General features: G+C 45.4%; 18 protein-coding genes and 2 pseudogenes. 18 read left to right on the plus strand and 2 right to left on the minus strand.

The window, feature by feature from the left end; all coding sequences use genetic code 11:
- The first annotated feature begins 91 nt into the window (after nt 1-91).
- Together KJS69_RS01130 and KJS69_RS01135 are read left to right on the plus strand one after the other, a co-directional pair.
- On the plus strand, nt 92-985 hold the full coding sequence (locus KJS69_RS01130; protein ID WP_374706604.1) for an ABC transporter permease: 894 nt from the start codon (nt 92-94) through the stop codon (nt 983-985).
- 12 nt (nt 986-997) lie between these two features.
- Nucleotides 998-1,891, plus strand: a complete 894-nt coding sequence (locus KJS69_RS01135) for a carbohydrate ABC transporter permease (RefSeq protein ID WP_213581180.1) — start codon at nt 998-1,000, stop codon at nt 1,889-1,891.
- Nucleotides 1,892-1,942: 51 nt separating this feature from the next.
- Here KJS69_RS01135 and KJS69_RS30465 read toward each other — a convergent pair.
- Nucleotides 1,943-2,116 (minus strand): annotated as a pseudogene (locus KJS69_RS30465) (transposase); the annotation flags it as partial.
- Between the two features lie 715 nt (nt 2,117-2,831).
- Between KJS69_RS30465 and KJS69_RS01145 the strand changes: the two are divergent.
- The 15 genes and pseudogenes from KJS69_RS01145 (at nt 2,832) to fosX (ending at nt 19,492) form a co-directional block, all read left to right on the plus strand.
- Nucleotides 2,832-3,740, plus strand: a complete 909-nt coding sequence (locus KJS69_RS01145) for a phosphatase domain-containing protein (RefSeq protein WP_213581181.1) — start codon at nt 2,832-2,834, stop codon at nt 3,738-3,740.
- Between the two features lie 69 nt (nt 3,741-3,809).
- Nucleotides 3,810-4,988: an ABC transporter substrate-binding protein gene (locus tag KJS69_RS01150; RefSeq protein ID WP_213581182.1), complete on the plus strand. Its 1,179-nt coding sequence runs from the start codon at nt 3,810-3,812 to the stop codon at nt 4,986-4,988.
- A gap of 78 nt (nt 4,989-5,066) precedes the next feature.
- Complete coding sequence (locus tag KJS69_RS01155; protein WP_213581183.1) at nt 5,067-6,902, plus strand: ABC transporter permease; 1,836 nt, start codon at nt 5,067-5,069, stop codon at nt 6,900-6,902.
- A 1-nt stretch (nt 6,903) separates the two neighbouring features.
- On the plus strand, nt 6,904-8,043 hold the full coding sequence (locus KJS69_RS01160; protein WP_213581184.1) for an ABC transporter ATP-binding protein: 1,140 nt from the start codon (nt 6,904-6,906) through the stop codon (nt 8,041-8,043).
- Nucleotides 8,044-8,087: 44 nt separating this feature from the next.
- On the plus strand, nt 8,088-9,500 hold the full coding sequence (locus tag KJS69_RS01165) for a phytase (RefSeq protein WP_213581185.1): 1,413 nt from the start codon (nt 8,088-8,090) through the stop codon (nt 9,498-9,500).
- A 183-nt stretch (nt 9,501-9,683) separates the two neighbouring features.
- Entirely contained in the window at nt 9,684-10,697 is a 1,014-nt protein-coding gene (locus KJS69_RS01170) for a LacI family DNA-binding transcriptional regulator (protein ID WP_213581186.1), read from the plus strand.
- Between the two features lie 104 nt (nt 10,698-10,801).
- Nucleotides 10,802-11,692 carry a sugar phosphate isomerase/epimerase family protein gene (locus tag KJS69_RS01175; protein ID WP_213581187.1) on the plus strand — a complete coding sequence of 297 codons (891 nt, stop codon included), beginning with the start codon at nt 10,802-10,804 and terminating at the stop codon, nt 11,690-11,692.
- A 51-nt stretch (nt 11,693-11,743) separates the two neighbouring features.
- Entirely contained in the window at nt 11,744-12,565 is an 822-nt protein-coding gene (locus KJS69_RS01180; protein ID WP_213581188.1) for a Cof-type HAD-IIB family hydrolase, read from the plus strand.
- Nucleotides 12,566-12,609: 44 nt separating this feature from the next.
- Nucleotides 12,610-13,407, plus strand: a complete 798-nt coding sequence (locus tag KJS69_RS01185) for an inositol monophosphatase family protein (RefSeq protein ID WP_213581189.1) — start codon at nt 12,610-12,612, stop codon at nt 13,405-13,407.
- Between the two features lie 142 nt (nt 13,408-13,549).
- Complete coding sequence (fba, locus tag KJS69_RS01190) at nt 13,550-14,452, plus strand: class II fructose-1,6-bisphosphate aldolase (RefSeq protein ID WP_213581190.1); 903 nt, start codon at nt 13,550-13,552, stop codon at nt 14,450-14,452.
- Between the two features lie 684 nt (nt 14,453-15,136).
- Nucleotides 15,137-16,135 (plus strand): AraC family transcriptional regulator, encoded by a 999-nt coding sequence (locus tag KJS69_RS01195; RefSeq protein ID WP_213581191.1) that lies wholly within the window; start codon nt 15,137-15,139, stop codon nt 16,133-16,135.
- Nucleotides 16,136-16,464: 329 nt separating this feature from the next.
- Nucleotides 16,465-17,937, plus strand: coding sequence for an MFS transporter (locus tag KJS69_RS01200; RefSeq protein WP_213581192.1), 1,473 nt, complete (start codon nt 16,465-16,467; stop codon nt 17,935-17,937).
- A 369-nt stretch (nt 17,938-18,306) separates the two neighbouring features.
- Complete coding sequence (locus KJS69_RS01205) at nt 18,307-18,825, plus strand: GrpB family protein (protein WP_213581193.1); 519 nt, start codon at nt 18,307-18,309, stop codon at nt 18,823-18,825.
- A gap of 2 nt (nt 18,826-18,827) precedes the next feature.
- Nucleotides 18,828-19,021 (plus strand): annotated as a pseudogene (locus tag KJS69_RS01210) (helix-turn-helix domain-containing protein); the annotation flags it as partial.
- 54 nt (nt 19,022-19,075) lie between these two features.
- A complete protein-coding gene (gene fosX / locus KJS69_RS01215; protein ID WP_213581194.1) occupies nt 19,076-19,492 on the plus strand; it encodes a FosX/FosE/FosI family fosfomycin resistance hydrolase in 417 nt (138 codons plus the stop codon).
- Between the two features lie 141 nt (nt 19,493-19,633).
- Here the strand turns inward: fosX and KJS69_RS01220 are convergent, their stop codons facing one another.
- Nucleotides 19,634-20,524, minus strand: coding sequence for a GNAT family N-acetyltransferase (locus KJS69_RS01220; RefSeq protein ID WP_213581195.1), 891 nt, complete (start codon nt 20,522-20,524; stop codon nt 19,634-19,636).
- A gap of 557 nt (nt 20,525-21,081) precedes the next feature.
- On the opposite strand from KJS69_RS01220, the gene KJS69_RS01225 reads away from it, so the two are divergent.
- Entirely contained in the window at nt 21,082-21,978 is an 897-nt protein-coding gene (locus KJS69_RS01225; protein ID WP_213581196.1) for an RNA polymerase subunit sigma-24, read from the plus strand.
- The last annotated feature ends 276 nt before the right edge of the window (nt 21,979-22,254 follow it).

A 22,254-nucleotide genomic window follows, 5' to 3' on the forward strand; every position in this document is an offset into this window, starting at 1 on the left:
TTCCCTCTTTGAAAAAGGAGGGACTTGTATGCTAGTAAAAAACGCTGAAGTTGTACATAAAATTGTGTTACCTGAAAATCGCTTTTCTCGGATGCGAAAAAACTTTCTTAAAAGTTGGCAATTATACACATTTCTTTTACCAGCACTAACTTTTTTCGTTATTTTTCATTATATTCCCATGTATGGGGTACAAATTGCATTTAAAGACTTTATCGCGACGAAGGGGATTAACGGAAGTCCCTGGGCTGGTTTTGAGCACTTTGAACGTTTTTTCAATTCCTATTATTTTTGGAGATTATTAAAAAATACACTAATCATTAGTTTTTACCAATTATGTTTATTTCCACTCCCTATTATTTTCGCTTTGATGTTAAATGAGCTTCGAAATGGTGCGTTTAAAAAATGGACGCAAACTTTAACATATGCCCCACATTTTATTTCCGTTGTTGTAGTTGTCGGGATGATCACAGCCTTTTTAGATCCTACAACAGGTATCGTGAATCTTTTGATTGAGAAATTAGGCGGCGATTCCGTTCAGTTCCTGACCAGCCCAGGATGGTTCAGACATATTTATGTATGGTCTGGTGAATGGCAAGGTCTTGGTTGGGGATCAATTATTTATTTAGCTGCCCTTGCAGGTGTGAATCCAGAATTATTAGAAGCAGCTAAGGTAGATGGTGCTACAAGATTCCAACGGATTCTACACATTAATATCCCAGCTATTTTACCGACGATTGTGATTCTATTTATTTTGAATATCGGTAAATTTATGTCTGTCGGGTTTGAGAAAGTGTTACTTTTGCAAAACTCTTTGAACTCGGAAACATCCGATATCATTCAAACCTTCGTTTATGAAACAGGTTTATTGGAAGGACAGTATAGTTTTGCGGCAGCGGTTGGTTTATTTGACTCGGTGATTAATATTATTTTGCTCGTTACAGTAAACCAAATTGCTAAAAAGGTAAGCGATAACAGTTTGTGGTAGGAGGGATCAAAAATGATAAATTTTAGTTTGTCTGATAAAACGTTTGATTTGATTAATAAAATCTTTGTCGGGCTGATTACGTTAGTCATTGTTTATCCGCTGATATTTGTGATAAGTGCATCCATTAGTGATCCGGCCGCTGTTAGTACTGGGAGAATGTGGCTTTGGCCCGTTGATGTAACCTTTGCCGGCTATAAACGGGTCTTCCAAAATGATGCCATTTGGATGGGATATCGGAACACGATTATTTATACGATTTTAGGAACGATTATTCACTTAGTTGTGTTATTACCTTGTGCTTATGCTTTATCAAGAAAAGAGGTGATGGGAAAGAAATATATTTTATGGATCATTCTCTTTACGATGATGTTTAATGGGGGGTTAATTCCTACGTATCTAGTAATCAAAACATTAGGAATGGTAGATACCATTTGGGCAATTGTCATCCCAGGTGTGGTCGGGGCATGGTCGATTCTAGTTGCACGGACTTTCTTTCAACAGACCATCCCAGAACAGTTAGTAGAAGCCGCTAAAATCGATGGGGCTTCAGATTATTATATCTTCGGAAAAGTAGTTCTGCCACTTTCTATGCCGATTATCGCAGTTATGGCCCTCTTCCACGGTGTAAGTTTGTGGAATCAGTATTTTACCGCCTTGATTTATCTTTCCAATGAGGCTTTGTATCCATTACAACTGATCTTAAGAGAGATATTGGTTGTCGCTCAAATTGGTCAAGATGGTGGAGGCGGACCAGGGCAAATCGAGTCATTGGTTGAGCAAGTTAAAACAGCCAGTCTCGTAAAATATGCAGTCATTATGGTATCTTCCTTACCACTCTTAATCATTTATCCATTCTTACAACGTTTCTTTGTGAAGGGTGTATTGATTGGGTCTGTGAAGGAGTAAAAAACATTGTGTTTCGTAAAAGGCTCTACCTCAAAATTAGTAGTTGACAGTTTATCCAGGCAATCGATGCCGCTTGCATTCAATGAATATGCCAACCTTGTAGAGATCACGGTTGCGAATAAATTAGTGACTGCGTTGAAACGATTTGATGCGATTGTGGCATCCTTCTACGGTAGCATTAGTCCAGTGGCAGCGATGGTAGTTCACGATCTCTTTTTCCCAATTGGGGTTAAGAGTTGCAGATTATTCGATAACTATTTACTCCTCAGGACTGACTTATGTTTCATGAAAGCTACAACTCCAAGTATGCTTGCCTCATCCTGCTCGTATTATCCGCCAGCGGAGTGGCGCAACTCCAACTCCATCTTCCCCGTCAGCAGTACCGCTTGAAGTAACGGAAAATTTTAACGCTAAAGGGATGGCCGATTGTGAACGAACCGATTACGCTCATTATAGCGGGCATAGATGACCGTTATTCGAGAAAAATCCTCATTTCGCATCATTTTTTAAGGCCGCCCATTGCTTCAAATGAAGCAATGGGCGGCCGCTGTTTTCAAGTACGTTCTGGAAGCATCTTTATCGAACAACTCTTCCGTCGATGATTTTCTCCACCACATATATTTTCCTCAGTTCTACTCTGCTCAATGTCATCTTCTCCTGCATAGTGACATTATCATAGCAAAATAAAACACCTTCGATATAAGATATTGACAAACGGAATAAACAGAATTAAACTTAAAAACAAATTGGTAACGTTACCGATAACGTTGCCGGGAACCTTTCCGAAAGGAGGAATGGTACCATCGATTAAACAGTCGCCCAGTAGATGTGGTCTGATTTGGAAAACAGAATGAACTTAACAGTTTTCTGTAACCGCTTAACTTTGTAAAGGTGGATTTCCAATTTATTGATCCAATGAATAACGATTGGAGGTGAGGATGTGCCCGAAGATACCTTATCCAATGATGGGGGTTTATCTGACGCAAATTCCAAGGGGGCAGAGTTGGCAACAAGCCAGCCAAAGCTGGTTATCGATGCGGAGAATGAAGACGTTGCGCCAAAAAGATTCCGAATGACGTCCCAAACTGTGGAGCAGCCCAATGAACTGGACTGCAGAGGGCTCCATTCATTGAAAGCTTCGGCCAGTGGACAGTTTTCTCTGGGAGGCTTGCGGTACATAAAGCGGGTCATTGGCTATTCTCCTATGACAATTGTAGATTTGAGACAGGAATGCCACGGCTTCATCCATGGAGCGGCCATTAGTTGGTTTGGTGAGTATAACGGGGCGAACAAAGGCATGTCACAGGAAGATGTTGTCCGGCTCGAGCACAGGCTTCTAAGAGAAATGATTGATGCTGCCCTTCCCTTCGAACTGCCATGCGGTGCATCGGACCCTTCAACAGAGTCCATGCCAGACGCAAGATCAGTTTATAGTGAGGAAGAACTGGCAAAAAGCGAAGGAGTTGGCTATACCCGTTTTTGTGTAACCGATCATCATCGGCCTGAAGATGAGACGGTAGACAGATTTATACAATTTGTGAAAGCGGTTCCCGAAGAGATGTGGCTTCATTTTCACTGCCGGGGGGGAGTGGGAAGGGCAACGACGTTCATATTGATGTACGACATGATGAGGAATGCCGGACAGGTTGCTTTTGCCGATATCCTGCGGAGGCAGCAGTTAATTGGAGGCAGAGATATGTACAGGATGAATCCGCAGGATGCCTACAAGTATGAAGCTGCCGTTCAAAGACTGGATTTCATAGACAGATTTTATAATTACTGTGCCGACTGCCGAGATGATTACTCGGTAAGCTGGACGGAGTGGCTGGAAGAATCCGCAGGCCGATAAACCGTAATCACAGCATGGAACAGCGACTCAGATTAAGAAAGAAATTGAAACTATAAGGAGGAATAAGCCATGAGGCGAGACGGCCGGGCAGCAAGATGGCTGTCACTATTCGTATGTTTCTCAATTATGCTGGCGGGATGCGTGGGGAAGGCCAACCCTGCCGCAGGTCCCGATGGATCATCCTGGGCAGAGGAGGCCGACTTAAACAAGACGGAAACGGTTGACGAACTGTATGAGCAGGCCAAGAAGGAAGGGAAAGTGGTTGTCTATTCCCAATCTAGCCGTATCAAAGATGTCAAGGCGTCGTTTGAAGCCCAATATCCGGGAATTACGGTGGAGGGTTTTGATATGAGTACGAATGAAATTGTGGAAAAGCTGGTGCGTGAGCAGGAAGCCGGGGTGTTCAATGCGGATGTCATCTTCATTAAGGACGCCTTGGGCGTTGTATCCTCCGACCTTGTCAACAGGGGGATTTTGCATTCTTACAAGCCAACCGATATTGCGGATAGTTTGATGGAACCTTATAAAAGCTTGCCGGCCCTCGCCGCATATGTATCGATCAGGGCCGTCTTTTATAATTCGGACGTTTACGATGCCCCTCCTGTAACGAATTGGTGGCAATTGACGGAACCGCAATGGAAAACAAAAGTGCTCATTAACGATCCTCTGGATTCATCAGATATGATGGAACTGTTCCTGGCAATGGTGCGGAATGCTGACGAGATGGAAAAAGCCTACAAGGAGCTGTACGGCAAAGACCTGGAGTTGACGGAAGAAAATGCCGGTTATGAGTTTATTGCTCGCTTGATGAAGAACGATCCGGTATTAGTTAAATCCAGTGATGCAGTAGTCGAAAATGTGGGTGAAAAAGGCCAGAGCAATCCGCCAGTCGGTATTGGCGCTTCCAGCAAGCTGCGCAATATTGAGCAGAAGGGGCTTTCCATTAATGCCAGTTTTGATATGAATCCCAAGGTTTCTGTCTTAGGTCCCACTTACATTTATATGGCCAACAAGGCTCCGAATACAGCTGCAGGCAAATTGATGATCCGCTGGATGATGGGGGAGGCCGACGGACTGGGTGAAGGGCTGCGTCCTTACAACGTATTGGGCTCTTGGGTTACCAACCCGGAGGTTCCGCATAAAAATCCGATTAATCTTGATGAAATTAATGGTTGGCCTTATGATGCCGAATTTTTTTATAAAAATACCGTTAAATTCCGAGAATTCTGGATCAAGCATATCAACTGAGGTTATTCAGCCCTGGGGAACGCTCTATCTGTTCAAATCAAACCATTGGATTAGCTTTCAAAGAAGGAGTGTTTATCAATGAGCAAGCCGGAGTATACCAAGCCGGGCCCCAAATTCAATACGGTTCGCCTTGTAAATAAAATAAAGGGGATATTTACAAACCCGCTGCATGTCATCAGCATTGTCGCGATCCTGTTCCTGGTTTATACGATCGTATTCCCTTTGTGGGAAATTATTTCTCATACGGTAACTTGGCAGCATGAAGATTTGCGGGCTTATCCCGAGGCAGAGCCGGGTAAGCTTACACTGCAGCATTGGATTCATATTTTGAGCAGCGATATCAGCCAGAACGTGTTCTACAAACCGATTCTTAATTCCATAAATATTGCAATATGGGTCTCCGTCTTTTCCATGATTCTGGGAGGGTCGTTAGCCTGGCTCGTTACGCGCTCGGACATTCCGTTCAAGAAGTCGATTGCCTTCATGGCCATTATTCCTTATATGCTGCCTTCGTGGATGAAGTCAATGGCTTGGCTCGTTATTTTCAAGAACGACCGGATTGGAGGAAGTCCAGGCATTTTGCAGTCCGTACTGGGGATTGCTCCCCCCGACTGGATCTCTTACGGTTTTCTGCCTATTACCATCGTGCTGATTGGCCATTATTATACCTTCTTCTATTTATTAATAGCCGTAGCGCTAAGCTCTATTAACAGCGGCCTGGAGGAAACGGCGGATATTCTTGGGGCCAAACGTTCCACGATTCTGAGAAGGATAACTTTTCCCCTTGTGCTTCCAGCCATTTTGTCGGCTTTTATCCTTACGTTCTCCAAAGCGATGGGCACCTTTGGCGCGGCGGCATTTCTCGGCCTCCCCGTCAAATATTATACAATAGCGACTATGCTATACAGCAGCATCCGCAACCGGATGCTGTCTGAAGGCTATATTCTCAGTCTCGTGCTGATAGCGATTGCCGCACTTACGATTTATATTAACCAACGGGCGATAGGCAAGCGTAAAGGCTATACAACGGTAAGCGGCAAAGACGCCCGCAAAACCCTGACTCCGCTTGGAAGATGGAGAATTCCACTGTTTTCCGTTGTCATGCTGTTCATGTTCAGTGCCGGCATCTTTCCGCTGCTGCTGCTTTTCCTGCAATCGTTTATGCTAAAAGACGGAGTCTATGCACTGAGCAATTTCACAACACACTTCTGGGTGGGAGAGTCCAATCCAGCCATTGCATCGGGTGAAGTTGGCGTATTAATGAGCAACAACATCAGAATGGCGCTTAAAAACTCGCTTCTCATTTCCTTTGTCGCCGCCGCTGCCGCCGCCTTATTGGGTATCGTTTTTGGTTACGTTATTGCAAAAAGCAGGAAATCGATGACGGGAAGGCTCGTAGAGCAGTTGACGTTTATGCCTTACCTCATTCCCGGAATTTCATTCGCGGCCATATATTTGTCCATGTTTGCCAAGCCACAAATGTTCATTCCTGCTTTATACGGTACGTTAACCTTGATTATTCTGATCACCATCGTCAAAGATCTGCCGTTTGCTACCCGTTCCGGAACCAGCAACATGATGCAGATAAGCGGTGAACTGGAAGAAGCGGCCAAAATCCAGGGGGCGTCCTTCTTCCGAAGGTTTTACAAGATTATGCTGCCGTTAACCCGCAAAGGGGCCATTAGCGCATTTCTGCTTTGTTTTATCGGAGCGATGAAGGAGCTCGACCTCATTATATTGCTTGTCACACCTAAAACAAGCACGTTGACGACAATGACCTTCCAATATGCGGAAAGCGGGTATCAGCAGTTTTCCAACGCCATCATAGTCATCATTATCGCCATCATCATGATTACCTACTTTATAGCGACCAAGTGGGGGAAAGCAGATCTTTCCAAAGGTATAGGAGGCTAATATGAGCAGGATAGAACTGAAAAAAGTAAACAAGTATTTCGATAACATTCACATCCTCAAAAATATTGATCTGGTCATAGACGATGGAGATTTCATGACCCTGCTCGGTCCGTCGGGATGTGGAAAAACGACAACGCTTCGGGTTATTACCGGGCTGGAAAATCCGGAAGAAGGGATCATTACAATCGGCGGCAAGGAGGTGGTAAACGGCGTAAACCGGTATTACGCCCCGCCATCCAAGCGTGGATTGAATCTGGTTTTTCAAAGCTATGCATTGTGGCCACATATGACCGTATATGAAAATGTGGCGTTCGGTCTTACGATCAACAAAGTTCCCAAACATGAAATTGTTAAAAAAGTGGAGCAAGCGTTGGACAAAATGAGGATTTTACAGTACAAGGACCGTTACCCGTCCGAGCTGTCCGGAGGACAGCAGCAAAGGGTGGCCATAGCCCGCGCTATCGTAACCGAGCCCAAAATTCTGCTGCTGGACGAACCGTTGTCCAATCTGGATGCCAAGCTTAGACTGGAGATGAGAGCGGAATTGAAAAGGCTTCACCGGGAACTGAACACGACCATTATTTATGTTACTCATGATCAGGTCGAGGCGCTGACGATGTCTACCAAAATTGCGGTTTTCTTCGAAGGGGATCTGGTCCAGCTGGATACACCAAAGGGAATTTACCGTCATCCCGTCGATGTCCGGGTCGCTGATTTTATTGGCAATCCCAAAATTAACTTTGTGAATGCGACCAGTTCCTACAGTAATGGAAGTTTGGTAACGGAGTCGAGTCTGGGGACATTGCAGTTGCCTTTTCCTAAACCCCATCAGGGAGAAGTCGTGTTGGCGATTTACCCTGAAGATATCCGCATCTCGCAGGCTCCGTCGGAAGAGGCCATTCCGTGCAGCGTATATTCGATATTACCCGCAGGTTCGGAGACGCTGCTCCAACTTACCGTAAACGGGGGTACCAGCATGCTGGCCAAATATATGGGAGACGCCGATTATCCTATTGGAAGCCAGGTATGGATTACGTTTCCGAAGGAAAAAATCAATATTTACGACAAGGCGAGCCAGAAGCTGATATCTGTACCGGGTGAACAGTACATCCGCATGACAGAAAAAGTGAACATCACGTAAGTCATGTTGTTAGGATTAATAATGAAATAGGGAGGTTCGAAAGAATGAAATCATTGAAATCGGTTTTCATTTTCACTTTGCTTGCCCTATTTATGCTGCAGTTTTCTTCTCTGGCTGCCGCTGCTGACAAGGTTAAATATATTCCCCTTCGCGAAGAACTTCTGGAGCCTGCCGGCGCTGCTGTCGTGTGGGATCAACAGAGCCAATCCGCATGGTTCCAGCTCAGAAGCGGAACCGTCGGAAAAGTGACCGTGGGCAGCGGCATGTATCAGCTCGGGACTTCGACGGGATATTTCCCCGCCACCGTAAAGCTGGTCGATCACATCATTCATATACCGAAAGACAAACAATTTATGAAAGCTATTAATTTGGAGAATGCTGTTGCAAATGTATTGGATAGCGCTCATCAAAGACCTGCTAAACTGATAACGGTTACCGCCGATATGGAGACGGAGGCAGTTGAGCAGGAGGGGGATGCAGCGGACGATCCCGCCATTTGGGTTCATCCTGCCGATCCCGGGCAGAGTCTGATTATTGGAGCGAACAAGAAAGCCGACCCGGGCGGAATTGAAGTCTATGATCTCGAAGGGGCGCGTCTCGGTTCATATGGGGTCGGCAAGATGAACAATGTTGATGTCCGCTACAACTTTCCTTTTGGTAATGGAACTATAGATATAGCTGCATCGACCAATCGCACTTCCAATAGTATAAATATTTTTGCAATTGATCCGGGAACGGGAAGCCTGGCGGACATTACAGGTGATCACTTGACGGCTAACATGGAGAAAGTCTACGGATTTAGCTTGTATCACAGCAAGAGAAGCGGAAAGTTCTATGGCTTTATTACTGGCAAAGAAGGAGAAATTGAGCAGTGGGAGCTCTATGATAACGGGAACGGAAAAATAAATGGCCGACTTGTTCGTGAAATTAAGCTGGGCAGCGTATGCGAAGGTATTGTGTCTGATGATGAATACGGGACCTTTTATGTAGGGGAAGAAAATGTCGCTATCTGGAAATTCGATGCTGAACCGGACGGAGGGCTGCTCCCGCAAGCCCGCATCGATGTGGTGGACGGAATACGCCTGCATGCGGATATTGAAGGACTAGCCATTTATTATGGAACGGATGGCGAAGGTTACTTGATTGCCTCCAGCCAAGGCAGCGACCGTTACGTTATCTATGATCGCCAGAGCGGCCAGTACGTAACTACATTCATGATAGTTGACGGAGCAGTGGACGGCACCTCGGAAACAGACGGGCTGGATGTTATTTCTTTCGGGTTGGGAGACCATTATCCGAATGGAATTTTTATTGCGCAGGATGATAGCAACACGGATGCCGAAGGCAATCAGCAATATCAGAACTTCAAGATCGTCTCTTGGGACGCTATTGCTAATGGGGCGGATGCACCTTTGCTTATCGCGCCTCAGGATCCAAGGCAGCTTATAGAAAGATGAAATGTTATGCTTGGTATTGTAAGCAAGTAAGCTCTCTTCCGAAAAAGTATTGACAATGTTTCTCCCCTTGGAATACAATACTGGCAACGTTGCCGGAAACGTTACCAGTGATTTGAAAAAGCATGGTAGCAGTGATATAGCAACTTACCAATTCTATCCAATTCCTTTATTTATTCTCAGGGGGTGAGATTCATCGCAACGATTAAAGATATTGCCAAATATTTGGGCGTTTCCGTATCTACCGTATCCAGGGCCATGAATAATCATCCTGATATCCGGCAGGAGACCAAAGAAGAAGTGCTTGAGGCCATGAGGAAATTGAATTATACACCCAATGCGGTGGCCCGAAGCCTAATTCAACGCAAATCATATACAATTGGCTTAATGCTGCCGGACATTACAGATCCTTTCCTGTCAGCTGTCGCGCATGGCGTAGAAGAAGTATTGTCCGATGGCGGCTACCAGGTGGTTTATGGGAATACGTCTAAACGCCGTGAGAAAGAATATAATTTCATGATGGGCGCAGCCCAAAGAAAGATGGACGGTCTTATCGTCACCTCGGATTTCATGGACCGGGAAATGATCGATTTGATTAAGAGGCTGGATATCCCTGTCGTGTTTATGCGGAGAAGACCGCCAGAAGAGCTGGAGATGCCCTTTGTCGATGTCGATCATTATAAGGGTTCATGCCAGGCATTGGACTATTTGCTCTCGCTTAACCATACCCGTATCGGTTTTATCGGAATGCCGGAAACATCATATACAGGCAAGGAACGTTATCGGGCATATCTGGATACATTGAGCAAGAATGGATTGACTCCACCTCCTCAAAGCAGGGTTGTCGGGGAGAAGACATATGCAAGCGGATATGAATCCATGGGCAGGCTGATGAAAGCTTACCCGGAAATGACGGCAGTATTTGCTGCCAACGATATTCTGGCTATTGGCGCATTGGAATGGCTGGCTGAACAAAATATCTCTGTTCCAGGCCGAATCAGTGTTGTCGGCTTCGATAATCTTGAAGTTAGCGATCTGCATTGGATTAAATTAACGACGGTTGCCCAGCCGCGTAAGGAAATGGGAAGAAAAGCGGCAGAGCTGTTAATCAACATGGTGCAGGAGGATGGCCTGAGCCCCCCTTCGATTCTGCTTGATACGGAGCTTATCATCCGTCGGACCTGTGCTCCCGTTAGGTGAGATAGTTCTACCTATAGAGTTTGGAACGCGGAGCTATCCTGATCCTTTGCGAGGCACCCAGATTATTGCTCTACGAGAAAAAATCCAACGTCAGGAGTGAAGGCATGCTTGGTTTTTCGATTCAGGGCCCGGTGTTTCTGGGCAGATATACCAAAGAAACAGAGCGCGACCTGATTGGACACTGCGATACGGTGGAACAATTTCTGCAAATATTGAAGGATAACGGTATTCACTCAATTGAAATTCGCATCTTGCCGCGGGGTGCGGAGGAATCGGCTTACATTGGTCTTATCCAGCGTATATGGGACCATGGCTTCCGGCTAACGGTTCACGGTCATGTGGAAGGTGAGATGGAGGGCTCTTCCTTTGCCGACGTTTACCCTTCCATGACCTATATCTTAAATCATTTCGATCGCTACCAGGACGGTCTGACGATGGCTATCCATGCCTATGACGCCAAAGAAGGATCAGAACTCGAGCTTCATCATAAAACGGTAAAGCTGCTCCGAAATTGGTCGGGCAGGGTGGGACAGGAAAATCTGCCGCTCCGTTTTGCTTTAGAAAATAACCGTAAAAAATCAATTAAAGTAGATCCGGGCGATTCTATCGAAGGGGTTGTAAGGATGGTGGAGGAAATAGACAGTCCGCATGTGGGGATTACTTGGGATATGGGACATTTTTATTCCAATCTTCTCGTTGAAAGGAAATTGCAAAGTCCGCCTGAACAGCCCCTGTTGGATTTACCCGACAAATCCTTTCTGAAACGGGTGATTCATACCCATATTCATGGTCTTGGCCGCAGCGGTACTCATAATCCATTGACAGAAACCGTTAGCTTGCCGCTGGAGCATTATGTCCAAGCTTTAAAGCAACATGAGTATAAAGAGGTGTATAACCTGGAGCTTACTCTGAACAAATTTGAACAGGATCTTCCTTTGCTTGAGCATACAGCGGCTTCGATACAACGTTTGAAGCAAGCCGTGGGCGTGGGATAAATGGACTCCAGGGTTAATTCTCGATGATAGGATAGACAGGTGGTTGAATCATTGAAAAAAATAATGCTTGTAAGTGACATGGACGGGACGCTGCTAAATTCCTCCCAACAAGTCAGTGAGGAGAATATCGCCGCGATTCGCAAGTTTAAGGAATGGGGAGGCCTGTTTACGTTGGCTACGGGACGAACAGAGAAATCTGTGGATCCCTATATCCGGTTAATGAATCTGGAAACTCCTCTCATTCTTTATAATGGAGCGAAAATCTATTGTCCGGCAACCAAATCGGTATTATATGAAAAGACTTTATCGCTTCCGGAATCGTTCTGGTCCTATTTATTATCTGAACTGAATGATAATGTGGTCCTTCTAGTCTATCGGGATTGCGATGTATTCAGTTTGCAAAGCAATGAACTGCTGACGATGCATGAGCGCAAAGATGGAGTGATAAGCAAGCCGCTGCCTGAAGAGTTAGTTGGAAAGCCGGTAACCAAGCTGCTTCTGATCGCTTCCGCCCCGGCAGATCTCGCCCGAATAGAACGAAGAGCGGAAGATGTCGGACTGAGGGCGACGCTGGTCTATTCGGAAAGGAATTACTTGGAGATATTGCCTTATGGGGCAAACAAGGGCGATTCACTTCGTAAGCTGGCCAATCTGCTTGAAATTAAGGAGCTTTATACGATTGCGGTAGGGGATAACTTAAACGATTTATCGATGATGGGCCTGGCGGACTGCGGATATGCGGTAGACAATGCCCATCCGTTGCTTAAGGCCAAGGCCGATAGGATTACCGTAAATCATGAACAGCATGCGATTGCGGCCATTATTTATGAACTAATAGAAAAGCGAAGAGAGCTGGCCCAAGGGAAAATATAAAACAGGCATCTGGCAGGGATGGCGAAATGGGAAGGGGCGTGCAGATGGAATATTTGGATTTCGCGGAAACGTTGGCCAAATCAGCGGGAAGTCTTATTATGAAACGAATGGAAGAGCCGATAGCTGCTGAGGAGAAAAGCTCAAGCTTCGATGTCGTAACCGAAGTCGACAAAGAGGTGGAACAATGGATCCGGGAGAGCATTAACAATCATTTCCCCGAACATCATTTTCTTGGGGAAGAGGAGGCATATGTCAGCGGCCAATCGCTGCAATCGGTATTAAGCGAGGCAGTGAAAAAGCCTTTTCTATGGATCGTTGATCCAATAGACGGAACGAGCAATTTCGTGCAGGGCATTCCCGGTTTTACTGTCTCCATTGCCCTTGCTGTGAAAGGGGAGCTTACGGTAGGGGCCGTTTACGATCCATGTGCAGGCGAACTGTTCTCCGCTGTTAAAGGAGGGGGGGCCTTCCTTAATGGCCGGCCGCTTCACGTCTCAGTTAAAGAACGCCTGAATGAGAGCGTGGTGGCTACCGGTTTCCCCTCCGATATGCCTTCACGTATGGCGGTCTATAGCGGGCTGGGCAACCTGCTTCAACAATGCCGGACGATACGGTCCCTCGGTTCGGCAGCCCGTCATCTGGCTTATGTTGCGGCCGGAAGGCTGGACGGCTTCTGGGAGAACGGACTGAAATGTTGGGATATGGCTGCCGGCGTACTGTTGGTTCAGGAGGCCGGAGGACATGTAACGGATTGTTCCGGAGGGCAGTATCAATTGGCGGCTTCGGATATCGTCAGCAGCAATGGGCGGATTCACGACCTGCTGCTCGATTGTGTTGAATGAAATGAAGAAAAATCGGTTAAGCCAGTACGGTAGCGAATATGGCGATCTCCATGCGAATGGCCAGGACGGAGTCGAGTTTTATACTCGAAAGAAAATGGTCACTTCCCGCTGGTAGACAGCGAGCTTAAGGAGAGGAAGCATTATGGCTCTGGTTTCCATGAAACGAATGCTGGATGAGGCATTGCACGGCGGGTATGCCGTAGGGCAGTTTAATTTGAACAATCTTGAGTTTACCCAGGCGATCCTGCAGGCCGCCAAGGAAGAGAGATCGCCTGTTATCCTTGGAGTGAGCGAAGCTTATATTCCCTATATGGGCGGATTGCGCTGCATTGCGGCGATGGTGCGAGAGTTATCTGCCTATTACGATATTACGGTTCCGGTGGCGCTTCATCTCGACCATGGTTCCAATTATAGCGTATGTCTGCAGGCGATTCATGCCGGATTCACTTCGGTCATGATTGATGCATCCCATCATCCGCTGGCGCGCAATATAGAGGAAACGAAGCAGGTGGTAGAGGCGGCCCATGCGCTTGGAGCGACGGTAGAGGCAGAGCTTGGGAAGATTACCGGACGTGAAGATGATCTGGTCGTGGACGAGGCGGAGGGAATGTATGCCATCCCCGAGGAGTGCGAGGCCCTGGTCAGGGAAACCGGTATAGATTGTCTTGCCCCCGCACTTGGTTCCGTTCATGGTCCTTATCGCGGCCAGCCTTGTCTCGGATTCGAACGAATGGCTCAAATCCGTGATCTGACCGGAGTCCCGCTTGTGCTCCATGGCGGCAGCGGGATCCCGGAGATGGAAATCCGTGAGGCCATTGCTTCAGGGACTTGCAAAATTAATGTGAACACCGATAATCAGGCAGTCTTTACGATGACGATCCGCCAGTATATGGACAGCCATTCTTCCGCTTATGATCCTCGGGAATATCTCGGCCGGGCACGGGAAGCGATCAAAAAGGCGGTCCAGGCGAAGATGCGGCTGTTTAACTGCTCTGGCAGAGCGGGAGCGATACAAGAGGAAATTACGCCCCAGAGCCTTCCTTAAAGCTTGACCACTCTATCCAATAATGGAATGAAGTTGAAAATGGTGGACACTTCATAGAGTATGTAAGCACATTACCATTCCGCCGGTTAGAGACGATGAGAGGACCCCTGGAGCCTGGAATGCACCTATGATGGGCAGGTGTGGCTTTCTGCTGGGGTCCATCATCGTCTTTTTCATACAAAGTGATTATTGGGGAAGGAGTAACTGTATGGAGTTCCATCCGGAAATATGGCACATCAGTAATTTTGATTTAACAATAAGAATCATTCTAGCATTGCTATTAGGTGGATTGATCGGGTTAGAAAGAGTCCTGTGTAAAAATAGTAGAAATAATAAACTGATCGTTGACTTTCCATCAGAGGCCGAGGCTATAAGCTGCGGTCTTTTGTGTTGTGCAACGCAAGCGATTAACTAGTTGGCGGAAACCCAATGTGGAGATTTGTAGTGTTTGAACTTATTAAACGCCGACTCCCATCGATTACGTTAAAGTTTTCAGCGGCTAATGCAGTGTATAAGAGAAAGGCCTGAGAAGTCTGGATCACATTTCGGGTTATACTTTGCATTGTGCTACAATATTGTGACAAGGATTTTATTGACTGGACCAAGGGGATCAAGATTAATGAAAGCAAATCATGGGATACAGTACAATCCTATCATGCGAACGTCAAGGAGGTGATAGGTACGATGATTTTAAATATTACCAAGATTCATGATCTATTTGATCAATTTACGAGAATGGTAGAGGGACACGTTCAGCAAAGCAAGTGGGAACAAAGGCTTACCATTCCTTCGCATATAGGTAAGGGAAGCGTAACAAGGACACGAATTCGTCCTGGTATGGAGATCATGATGACGGATATTACATTCGAACAAGATATGAAACTTCAGATCCAGGAATCCTGCCAGTTATTTGAATTAAGTTATTGCGTAAGCGGCGAAATCCATTGTGAATGGAACGGTAAGAAAAGCCATACGAATTCACAAACAGGCAATGTTACTTTCCTGGAGGATGTTCAAGTCTATGAAGAGAAAAAGGCGGGTATCCGAAATCAATTGCTGGAAATAAGGCTCACCCCGGACGAACTATTGCATTATGCAGGAGATTTGACGGAGAAACAACAAATGGAAGCCTGGCTTAGACATTATCGTGGAAATATTGATCGGTACCCGGACACTCCAGCCATCCAAAGATGTGTTTCCGAAATGATCCATTGCACACATCAAGGAACGATGAAACGGCTATATATGGAAAGTAAAGCGCTTGAATTTATCGCATTGTTTGGCGAGTCGGATGGTTACGGTTCTGTGGGCGGGAGCATGCTGCTTCGCCGTGATGATATTACGAAATTGCAGCAAACCCGTGAGTTGGTGCAATATCATTTCGAACAACCGTTGTCTATCCGCGAGTTAGCCAAGCGGGTTGGAATGAATGAGTTCAAGCTGAAAAAGGGCTTCCGCGAATTGTTCGGCATGACAATCTTTGAGCTCGTGCGTCAAATACGGATGGAGAAAGCCCTTTGGTATATGGAAGCAGCACGTTTGAATGTTGGAGAGACCGCTGCTTCGGTCGGTTATAGCAACGCCAGCAATTTCACGACGGCCTTTCGCAAGCATTACGGCTGCAATCCAAGCGAATATGTAAAGCGCATCAATCAACTGGATTTGGAACGAAACAGACAGTAGAACGGTTTGAACTAGCAGAAAGCTTCAAGCGGCAGGGCATATGGTTCGGAAACGAACGATGCAACTGCATGCTTGAAGTTTTTTTTGCTCCCTTAACAAGGAGAGAATCTCCCTCGACAGGTAGAGAAAAAAATCAACGTGAATGATAATCATATTTATCGGAAGGATTGGCCCGAACGGGTGCGACAATTCTACCTTATTAAAAAGCATCTACAAAGTCATCAAGCCGAAACAAGGGAATCACCAATATTTCATTAGTTGATTTCAATTCATTTTCGGGCGATTAAAACAGTTTTCAGGAAAATTTAGCGTTCGAGGAGGAAATGCAAATGCCCAATCATCCAGCGACTTCATTACTTGCAACCGAAAAACTGGAGCAGCAGGTCGATCCGCGCCGTTGGTATGCGCTGGCGGTTATTCTTCTGCCAATATTGCTTAATTCATTGAACACCTATATGATTCAGGTCGCTCTTCCATCTATACAGAAAAGTCTGAACGCCAGTTTTTCCGATGCACAGCTTATTGTCACCGGCTTTTCTCTCAGTCTGGCCGTAGCACTCATTGTCAGCGGGAAACTTGGCGACGTATTCGGCAGAAAACGATTGCTGCTTATCGGTGTGAGCGGGTTTACGCTCATGGCCATGCTAGGTGGATTGACTTCGAATCCAACTCTTCTAATTGTCATTCGGATTGTGCAAGGGCTTGCCGCGGCGCTCATTCAACCCCAGGTGTTATCCATGATGCAGATTAATTTTCTTCCACGGGAAAAAGGCCTTGTTTTCAGTATTTACGGCGCATTGATGGGATTCGGGTTCGCATTCGGTCTCATCCTGGGAGGGATTCTTGTCAATTGGAACATGTTTGATCTTGGTTGGCGAACCGTATTTTTTTTCAATGTTCCCTTCGGTATTCTTGTTCTTCTGTGTTTGCCGCTTCTACCGGAATCGCACGGCAGGCGGACGCAGAGTATCGATTGGATCGGTACCGTCTTAATCATGAGCGGGTTGTTTCTGCTTGTTTATCCGTTGTCGGAGGGGCAAAAACAAGGATGGCCGAATTGGATATGGGGTTGTCTTATCCTATCGCTTCTGTTTCTATTTGCTTTTATCGCAGTCGAACTTCGAAAACAAAAACGGGGTGAGGCTCCGCTTGTTGATTTGACTATTTTCAAACAACGTTTATTCGGAGTGGGGATGGCTTCAGTTGTTTTGATCTATCTCAGCATGTTCTCCTTCTTTTTCATATTAACTTATTATTTGCAGTTCGGCCTGCATTTCGATGCACAAGCGACGAGTCTCGCTTTCCTGCCTCTGGGCGGGGGTTTTTTCCTGACTTCTCTGCTATCATCACGAATTGTTAGCAGATGGGGGATGGTTGTGCTGAGAATAGGCGCTTTGGTAACAGGGATTTGCTGTTTTTTATTCATTGTATTGCTGCATATTGATGCGATACATCTGCTGCATATGCAATATATTGTGCTATTACTTGTCTATGGTTTGGGACTCGGACTGGTCACAACGCCTCTCACCCGCGTCGTACTGGGTACAGTCCCAATGAAGGATGCAGGAACAGGTTCAGGCTTGTTTAATACATTCATGTATTTGGCCAATTCGTTAGGAGTAGCGTTGATCGGTATTTTGTTTGCTGCTTCACTGCGACAGTCTTTGGCAATTGCTGTCCTGTCAGACTATGTAAGGGCGTTTTCCGCCTCTTTAGCCGCGTGCGGAGGACTTGCTCTGGCTGCATTTGTTTGCCTTTGTTTCCTGAGTAATCGAACAGAAAAGCTGACCGAAAGTCAGTGAGGCAATAAAAATGATAAGGAGGCTGCCGAATATTCCATTCACCTTCCAGCCGGATAACACGATCCTCAAGCGTGAACGCGAAACGCCGGCCCCGCTTCGTGGTTGGAAGCGAGGGAAATAACGGATGACGATAAGGATAAATATAGAAAAAGCATTGAATGAATAGCCGAGAACAGGATTGACCCTCATCTCTGGCTGATATCGGAAGCGCCCGAAGCACCGAAGTCTGTGAACAGTCTGTTTGTCACTTAATGGGGGCTGGGGCTGATTTTCGGCGATTGACACAAATCCCCAATTTTTTGTATATTGATGTAATGCCCTCAACTGGTTGCAAGGTTGAATATATGAATATCGAAAAGAGGTGAACCTATGAATATCACTGTTGTGGAACACAATCCTTATTGGAAAGACGAGTATCTAAAGGAAGAACGCGATATTAAAGAAATTCTCCAAGATGAATTAGTGAATAGCTTTCACATTGGGAGTACTTCCGTTCCTGGTCTGAAAGCGAAACCCATTATTGATATCCTGCTTGTAGTTAATGATATCAACGCATTGGATAATTACTCCAAACCATTTGAGAAGCTTGGCTACGAAGTGATGGGCGAGTTCGGTATTAGTGGCAGAAGATACTTCCGTAAAGGGGGGGATAACCGAACACACCAAATTCATGCTTTTCAGTATGATAGTGTCCAAGAAATCGAGCGCCATCTATCCTTCAGAGACTATCTTTGCCATCATTCTGAAGTTTCGAAGGACTATGGTGAATTAAAAAGTGAACTAGCAAAAAAATACCCAAATGATATAGAGAGTTATGGCGACGGAAAAGACGATTTTGTGAAAAAAGTAGAAAAGCAAGCATTGATTTGGCATTGGACTGCCCGCTAATTAACGAGCTATCAGTACGGGTACGCAAGGAATTGGCCATGAGTTATTTGCAAAACAAAGAGAGTATTCCATCGGCGAGATTGCCTATTTGCTGTATTTTTCGGAGCCAAGCGCATTTCAAAGCGTTTTTAAGAGTTGGACGGGGTTAACGCCGGGACAGTATCGAACCAAAGCGCGTAACAGGATAACCCCCTAACTTTTGCATAATTGCGAAAAACATCGGACCTTGCCTAAGAAAGGAAAGATGAAAATGATTGAGACCATAAGCCATATAACATTTGTGGTTAAAGATCTAGACAAAACGACAGCATTATATAAAGAATTATTCGATGCTAATGAAGTGTATGACAGTGGAGAAAAGACGCATTCTTTGTCAAAAGAAAGGTTTTTCATCATCGGCGGACAGTGGATAGCGGTCATGGAAAATAAGGAAACCGTTAATCGTACCTATCATCACGTTGCTTTCAAAATAAGCGAGGAAGATATCGATCATTATCTCCATAAAATAAAAGGATTCCATTTGGAAATGAAGCCGCCAAGACCAAGAATACAGGGGGAGGGGTCTTCCATTTATTTTTATGATTATGATAATAATTTGTTTGAGCTGCACACGGGTACATTAGAAGAAAGATTATCTGCTTACAGCGAAACGGATTGTAATGAATAATTAAGCGAGGGAATGGCACGTCATACGGAGATGAGTGGCTGTCATAGTATTTAGCCTCAAGAGTCGGGGTTCGATTCTTGAGGCTTCTGAATGCCGGTTTCTCGGCAAGAACGCTAATTCCAAAATAGTTCCATCTAAAATCTACGCATGAGAGGTAAACGGAAATCTAAAATGCTTCGTTCCATCTATTAATAAGGGTCGAACAAACAACGTATCGTCCGACTCTGTGATCAAGGCTGACTGGATGTTCTCATTGTCGCTGTCAGGCACAAAATAAAAATGAACAAACTCCGTCTCATCGGAAATCATATGATCGACAACGGCTTCTAAATTGATTTTCCTTTTGCTTATAATATCAAAAACATGCAAATGATTCTCTTCTTGTTTAAATAGAAGAATCGCATCCTCATCTTCGTCATGATATATGGCATTACGAAAAACCACAATAAAGTAAAACATCAACAGCTGCTCGCCATCCTTTACCCCAAATGTTGACGATATGGGAATTCTTTCAGCTGCAAACTCCTTCATAAGCTCGAAGTCATCCTGATTGTCGACATCCAGCTTGCGCAGAGCGGATTTTCGTACCGCTTGTTGTTTTAAATCGGACACCGTCAGAGTGAAGCTGCTTTCCTGAACCTTCTCGAAGCCGAACTTGGGATAAAAATCCAGCACCGTGTCATTAGCAAATAAGTAGATAAAATCGTAATCCTTCTCATATTTTTCAATGATGTGGTTCATCAGCTTGGCCGCCAGCCCTTGATGACGATAATCGGGATGCGTCATCACCGTGCCCAATTGAATCGCCTTATATTCCTTGCCATTGCACATCAAGACCATTTTATTGACGGAAGCATTCGCAATAACCTGATCCCCGTCCACATAGGAATAACAGATGTAATGGTCACTCCAAAATCCTTTGTCATGCCATTCCTTAAAATCTATCTCAAATACTTGCTTTGCGAGCTCGTTAAAGCTCTCCCTATATTTTTCGATCTGCCTGTAGTCACTGATTAATGGATACTTGCTCACGGGAATTCCTCCATTCCTAACTGTTTTATATCATTTTCAAAGCAATCGACAGCTGATGTATAGGCGGTCACCTCCCTTAAAAAATACAAAAAAGACCACAAGAAGAATTCTCTTCTCATGGTCAAATTTCAGTCAATGATGAACATGCCTATCCAGAAGGAATAGGTGTCTATGATAGAACAAGAAATTTGTTTTGATAAGATACAATGTCTTCTTAATCGCTCTTTGCAAAAGGGAATTAAAAATAAAACTAAGGGAGTGCCCTTAATTCGACCTTTTACAAATATAAAATTCGTCAGAATTTTAATTAGCGATTAATAAGTTTCATCATAAACAATCAAAACCTCTTTTCCAAATCAATACATCCTAACTGTACATGGATTGACAACGAATTGTCAACGGCAAACAATTTCTATCATTTCTCGCTGAGAGGACTCCCTCTTCCGGCGACTTCCCGATTCTTCCCGCATGATGCTCTTCCCTTCCTAATTCATTAGCGATATAATCAAATTGGGAACGTATATTCGTGTTTTTGGATGGCGGAAGGAGGTGAAGTCATGGCAGATTCAACGTTCATGCCGTCTACATCCGTTCCAGTTGCCCTCACAAGAAAATCCCTTTATTCATTACAATTTTTTGGACGCCTTGTTCAAAGTGATGGATCAAACCGATTATCGGTCGTTCCCGGCGCAGAGCAGTCAGGGGATCGTGAAGGTCACGACCTGTTTGACCAAACGATGTTATGCTACTTGCTCTATTGGTTTTCAAAACAAAAACTGGGGCGAACGAGGCTAAACTTGCTATGCATCGGAGAGTTTCCCGGCATTGAACGTTTCCGCGGCTTAGGCCGACTGTCTGTCGAGCAGTTGGGAACCTTATCGGGAACATGGCATGTGGTTGAGCGGCAGGAGTTGGATTTGGGCAAAGCGTATTGGGAGGCCTTTACCTCGTCCGATCCACGCCAGCTAGCGCAACTGCTGCAGGAGGATAGTTCCGCTTTGCCATTCGCTCGGAATGCCTTTCGCTATCATTTATCGCGCTTTCCCTCTGTTCAAGATGGACTTGGGAACGTGGAACGGGCCACACTGGAGTTTATCGCTCGGGGCCTGAACCAACCGATGGAGCTATTCCGGCAAGTGAGCGATGAGCTTCATGAGTTCGGTATGGGCGACCTTCAATTTTGGCTGATTCTCAAACAAATGGCATCGGGACCGCAACCGTTAATTCATTTCGACGGCGCGGAAGCCGCTATTCCCAGTTATACCGATCGTTCAGAGGACGTTCGCCATCGTCGCATTCTATTAACGGATGCAGGCCGACGTGTTCAGGACGGAAAAGAGGACTGGGTAGCCGTCAACGGGATCGAGTGCTGGCTTGGCGGGGTTCATCTTCGGGGGAAGGAACGAGTATGGCGTTGGGACGAGAAGGAGGAATCTATCGTTAGATCGGAGTAATGGTATGAATTGGGGGAATTCGATGGAAATAACTAGGGGAAACTTGAACGATAAATGAGGCGTATTCCAATTTGCAAACAATACTTCTTACAGGGACCGGAAATTCCTTGCTGGATCGCCTGACGCACCGGGTGATGATGACTCCCACCGATTCCGTCAAAAGTTTTCAGCGGCGGATGCAGGTGGGAAACGTGTAATAAGAGAGGAACCTAGATTACTTCAGTTATTAGTATTAAGAACATGTACGAAGAAATTGGAAAAAATGAATATAGTTAA

The sequence above is a fragment of the Paenibacillus sp. J2TS4 genome, from assembly GCF_018403245.1.
Classification (GTDB): Bacteria; Bacillota; Bacilli; order Paenibacillales; family NBRC-103111; genus Paenibacillus_L.

Excerpts from the sequence above, each read along its gene's own strand:
- KJS69_RS01155 (WP_213581183.1), top strand. The coding sequence starts at position 5,067 with ATGAGCAAGCCGGAGTATACCAAGCCGGGCCCCAAATTCAATACGGTT.
- fba (WP_213581190.1), top strand. The coding sequence starts at position 13,550 with ATGGCTCTGGTTTCCATGAAACGAATGCTGGATGAGGCATTGCACGGC.
- KJS69_RS01200 (WP_213581192.1), top strand. The coding sequence starts at position 16,465 with ATGCCCAATCATCCAGCGACTTCATTACTTGCAACCGAAAAACTGGAG.
- KJS69_RS01130 (WP_374706604.1), top strand. The coding sequence starts at position 92 with ATGCGAAAAAACTTTCTTAAAAGTTGGCAATTATACACATTTCTTTTA.
- KJS69_RS01175 (WP_213581187.1), top strand. The coding sequence starts at position 10,802 with ATGCTTGGTTTTTCGATTCAGGGCCCGGTGTTTCTGGGCAGATATACC.
- KJS69_RS01160 (WP_213581184.1), top strand. The coding sequence starts at position 6,904 with ATGAGCAGGATAGAACTGAAAAAAGTAAACAAGTATTTCGATAACATT.
- KJS69_RS01150 (WP_213581182.1), top strand. The coding sequence starts at position 3,810 with ATGAGGCGAGACGGCCGGGCAGCAAGATGGCTGTCACTATTCGTATGT.
- KJS69_RS01135 (WP_213581180.1), top strand. The coding sequence starts at position 998 with ATGATAAATTTTAGTTTGTCTGATAAAACGTTTGATTTGATTAATAAA.
- KJS69_RS01205 (WP_213581193.1), top strand. The coding sequence starts at position 18,307 with ATGAATATCACTGTTGTGGAACACAATCCTTATTGGAAAGACGAGTAT.
- KJS69_RS01225 (WP_213581196.1), top strand. The coding sequence starts at position 21,082 with ATGGCAGATTCAACGTTCATGCCGTCTACATCCGTTCCAGTTGCCCTC.
- fosX (WP_213581194.1), top strand. The coding sequence starts at position 19,076 with ATGATTGAGACCATAAGCCATATAACATTTGTGGTTAAAGATCTAGAC.
- KJS69_RS01195 (WP_213581191.1), top strand. The coding sequence starts at position 15,137 with ATGATTTTAAATATTACCAAGATTCATGATCTATTTGATCAATTTACG.
- KJS69_RS01165 (WP_213581185.1), top strand. The coding sequence starts at position 8,088 with ATGAAATCATTGAAATCGGTTTTCATTTTCACTTTGCTTGCCCTATTT.
- KJS69_RS01185 (WP_213581189.1), top strand. The coding sequence starts at position 12,610 with ATGGAATATTTGGATTTCGCGGAAACGTTGGCCAAATCAGCGGGAAGT.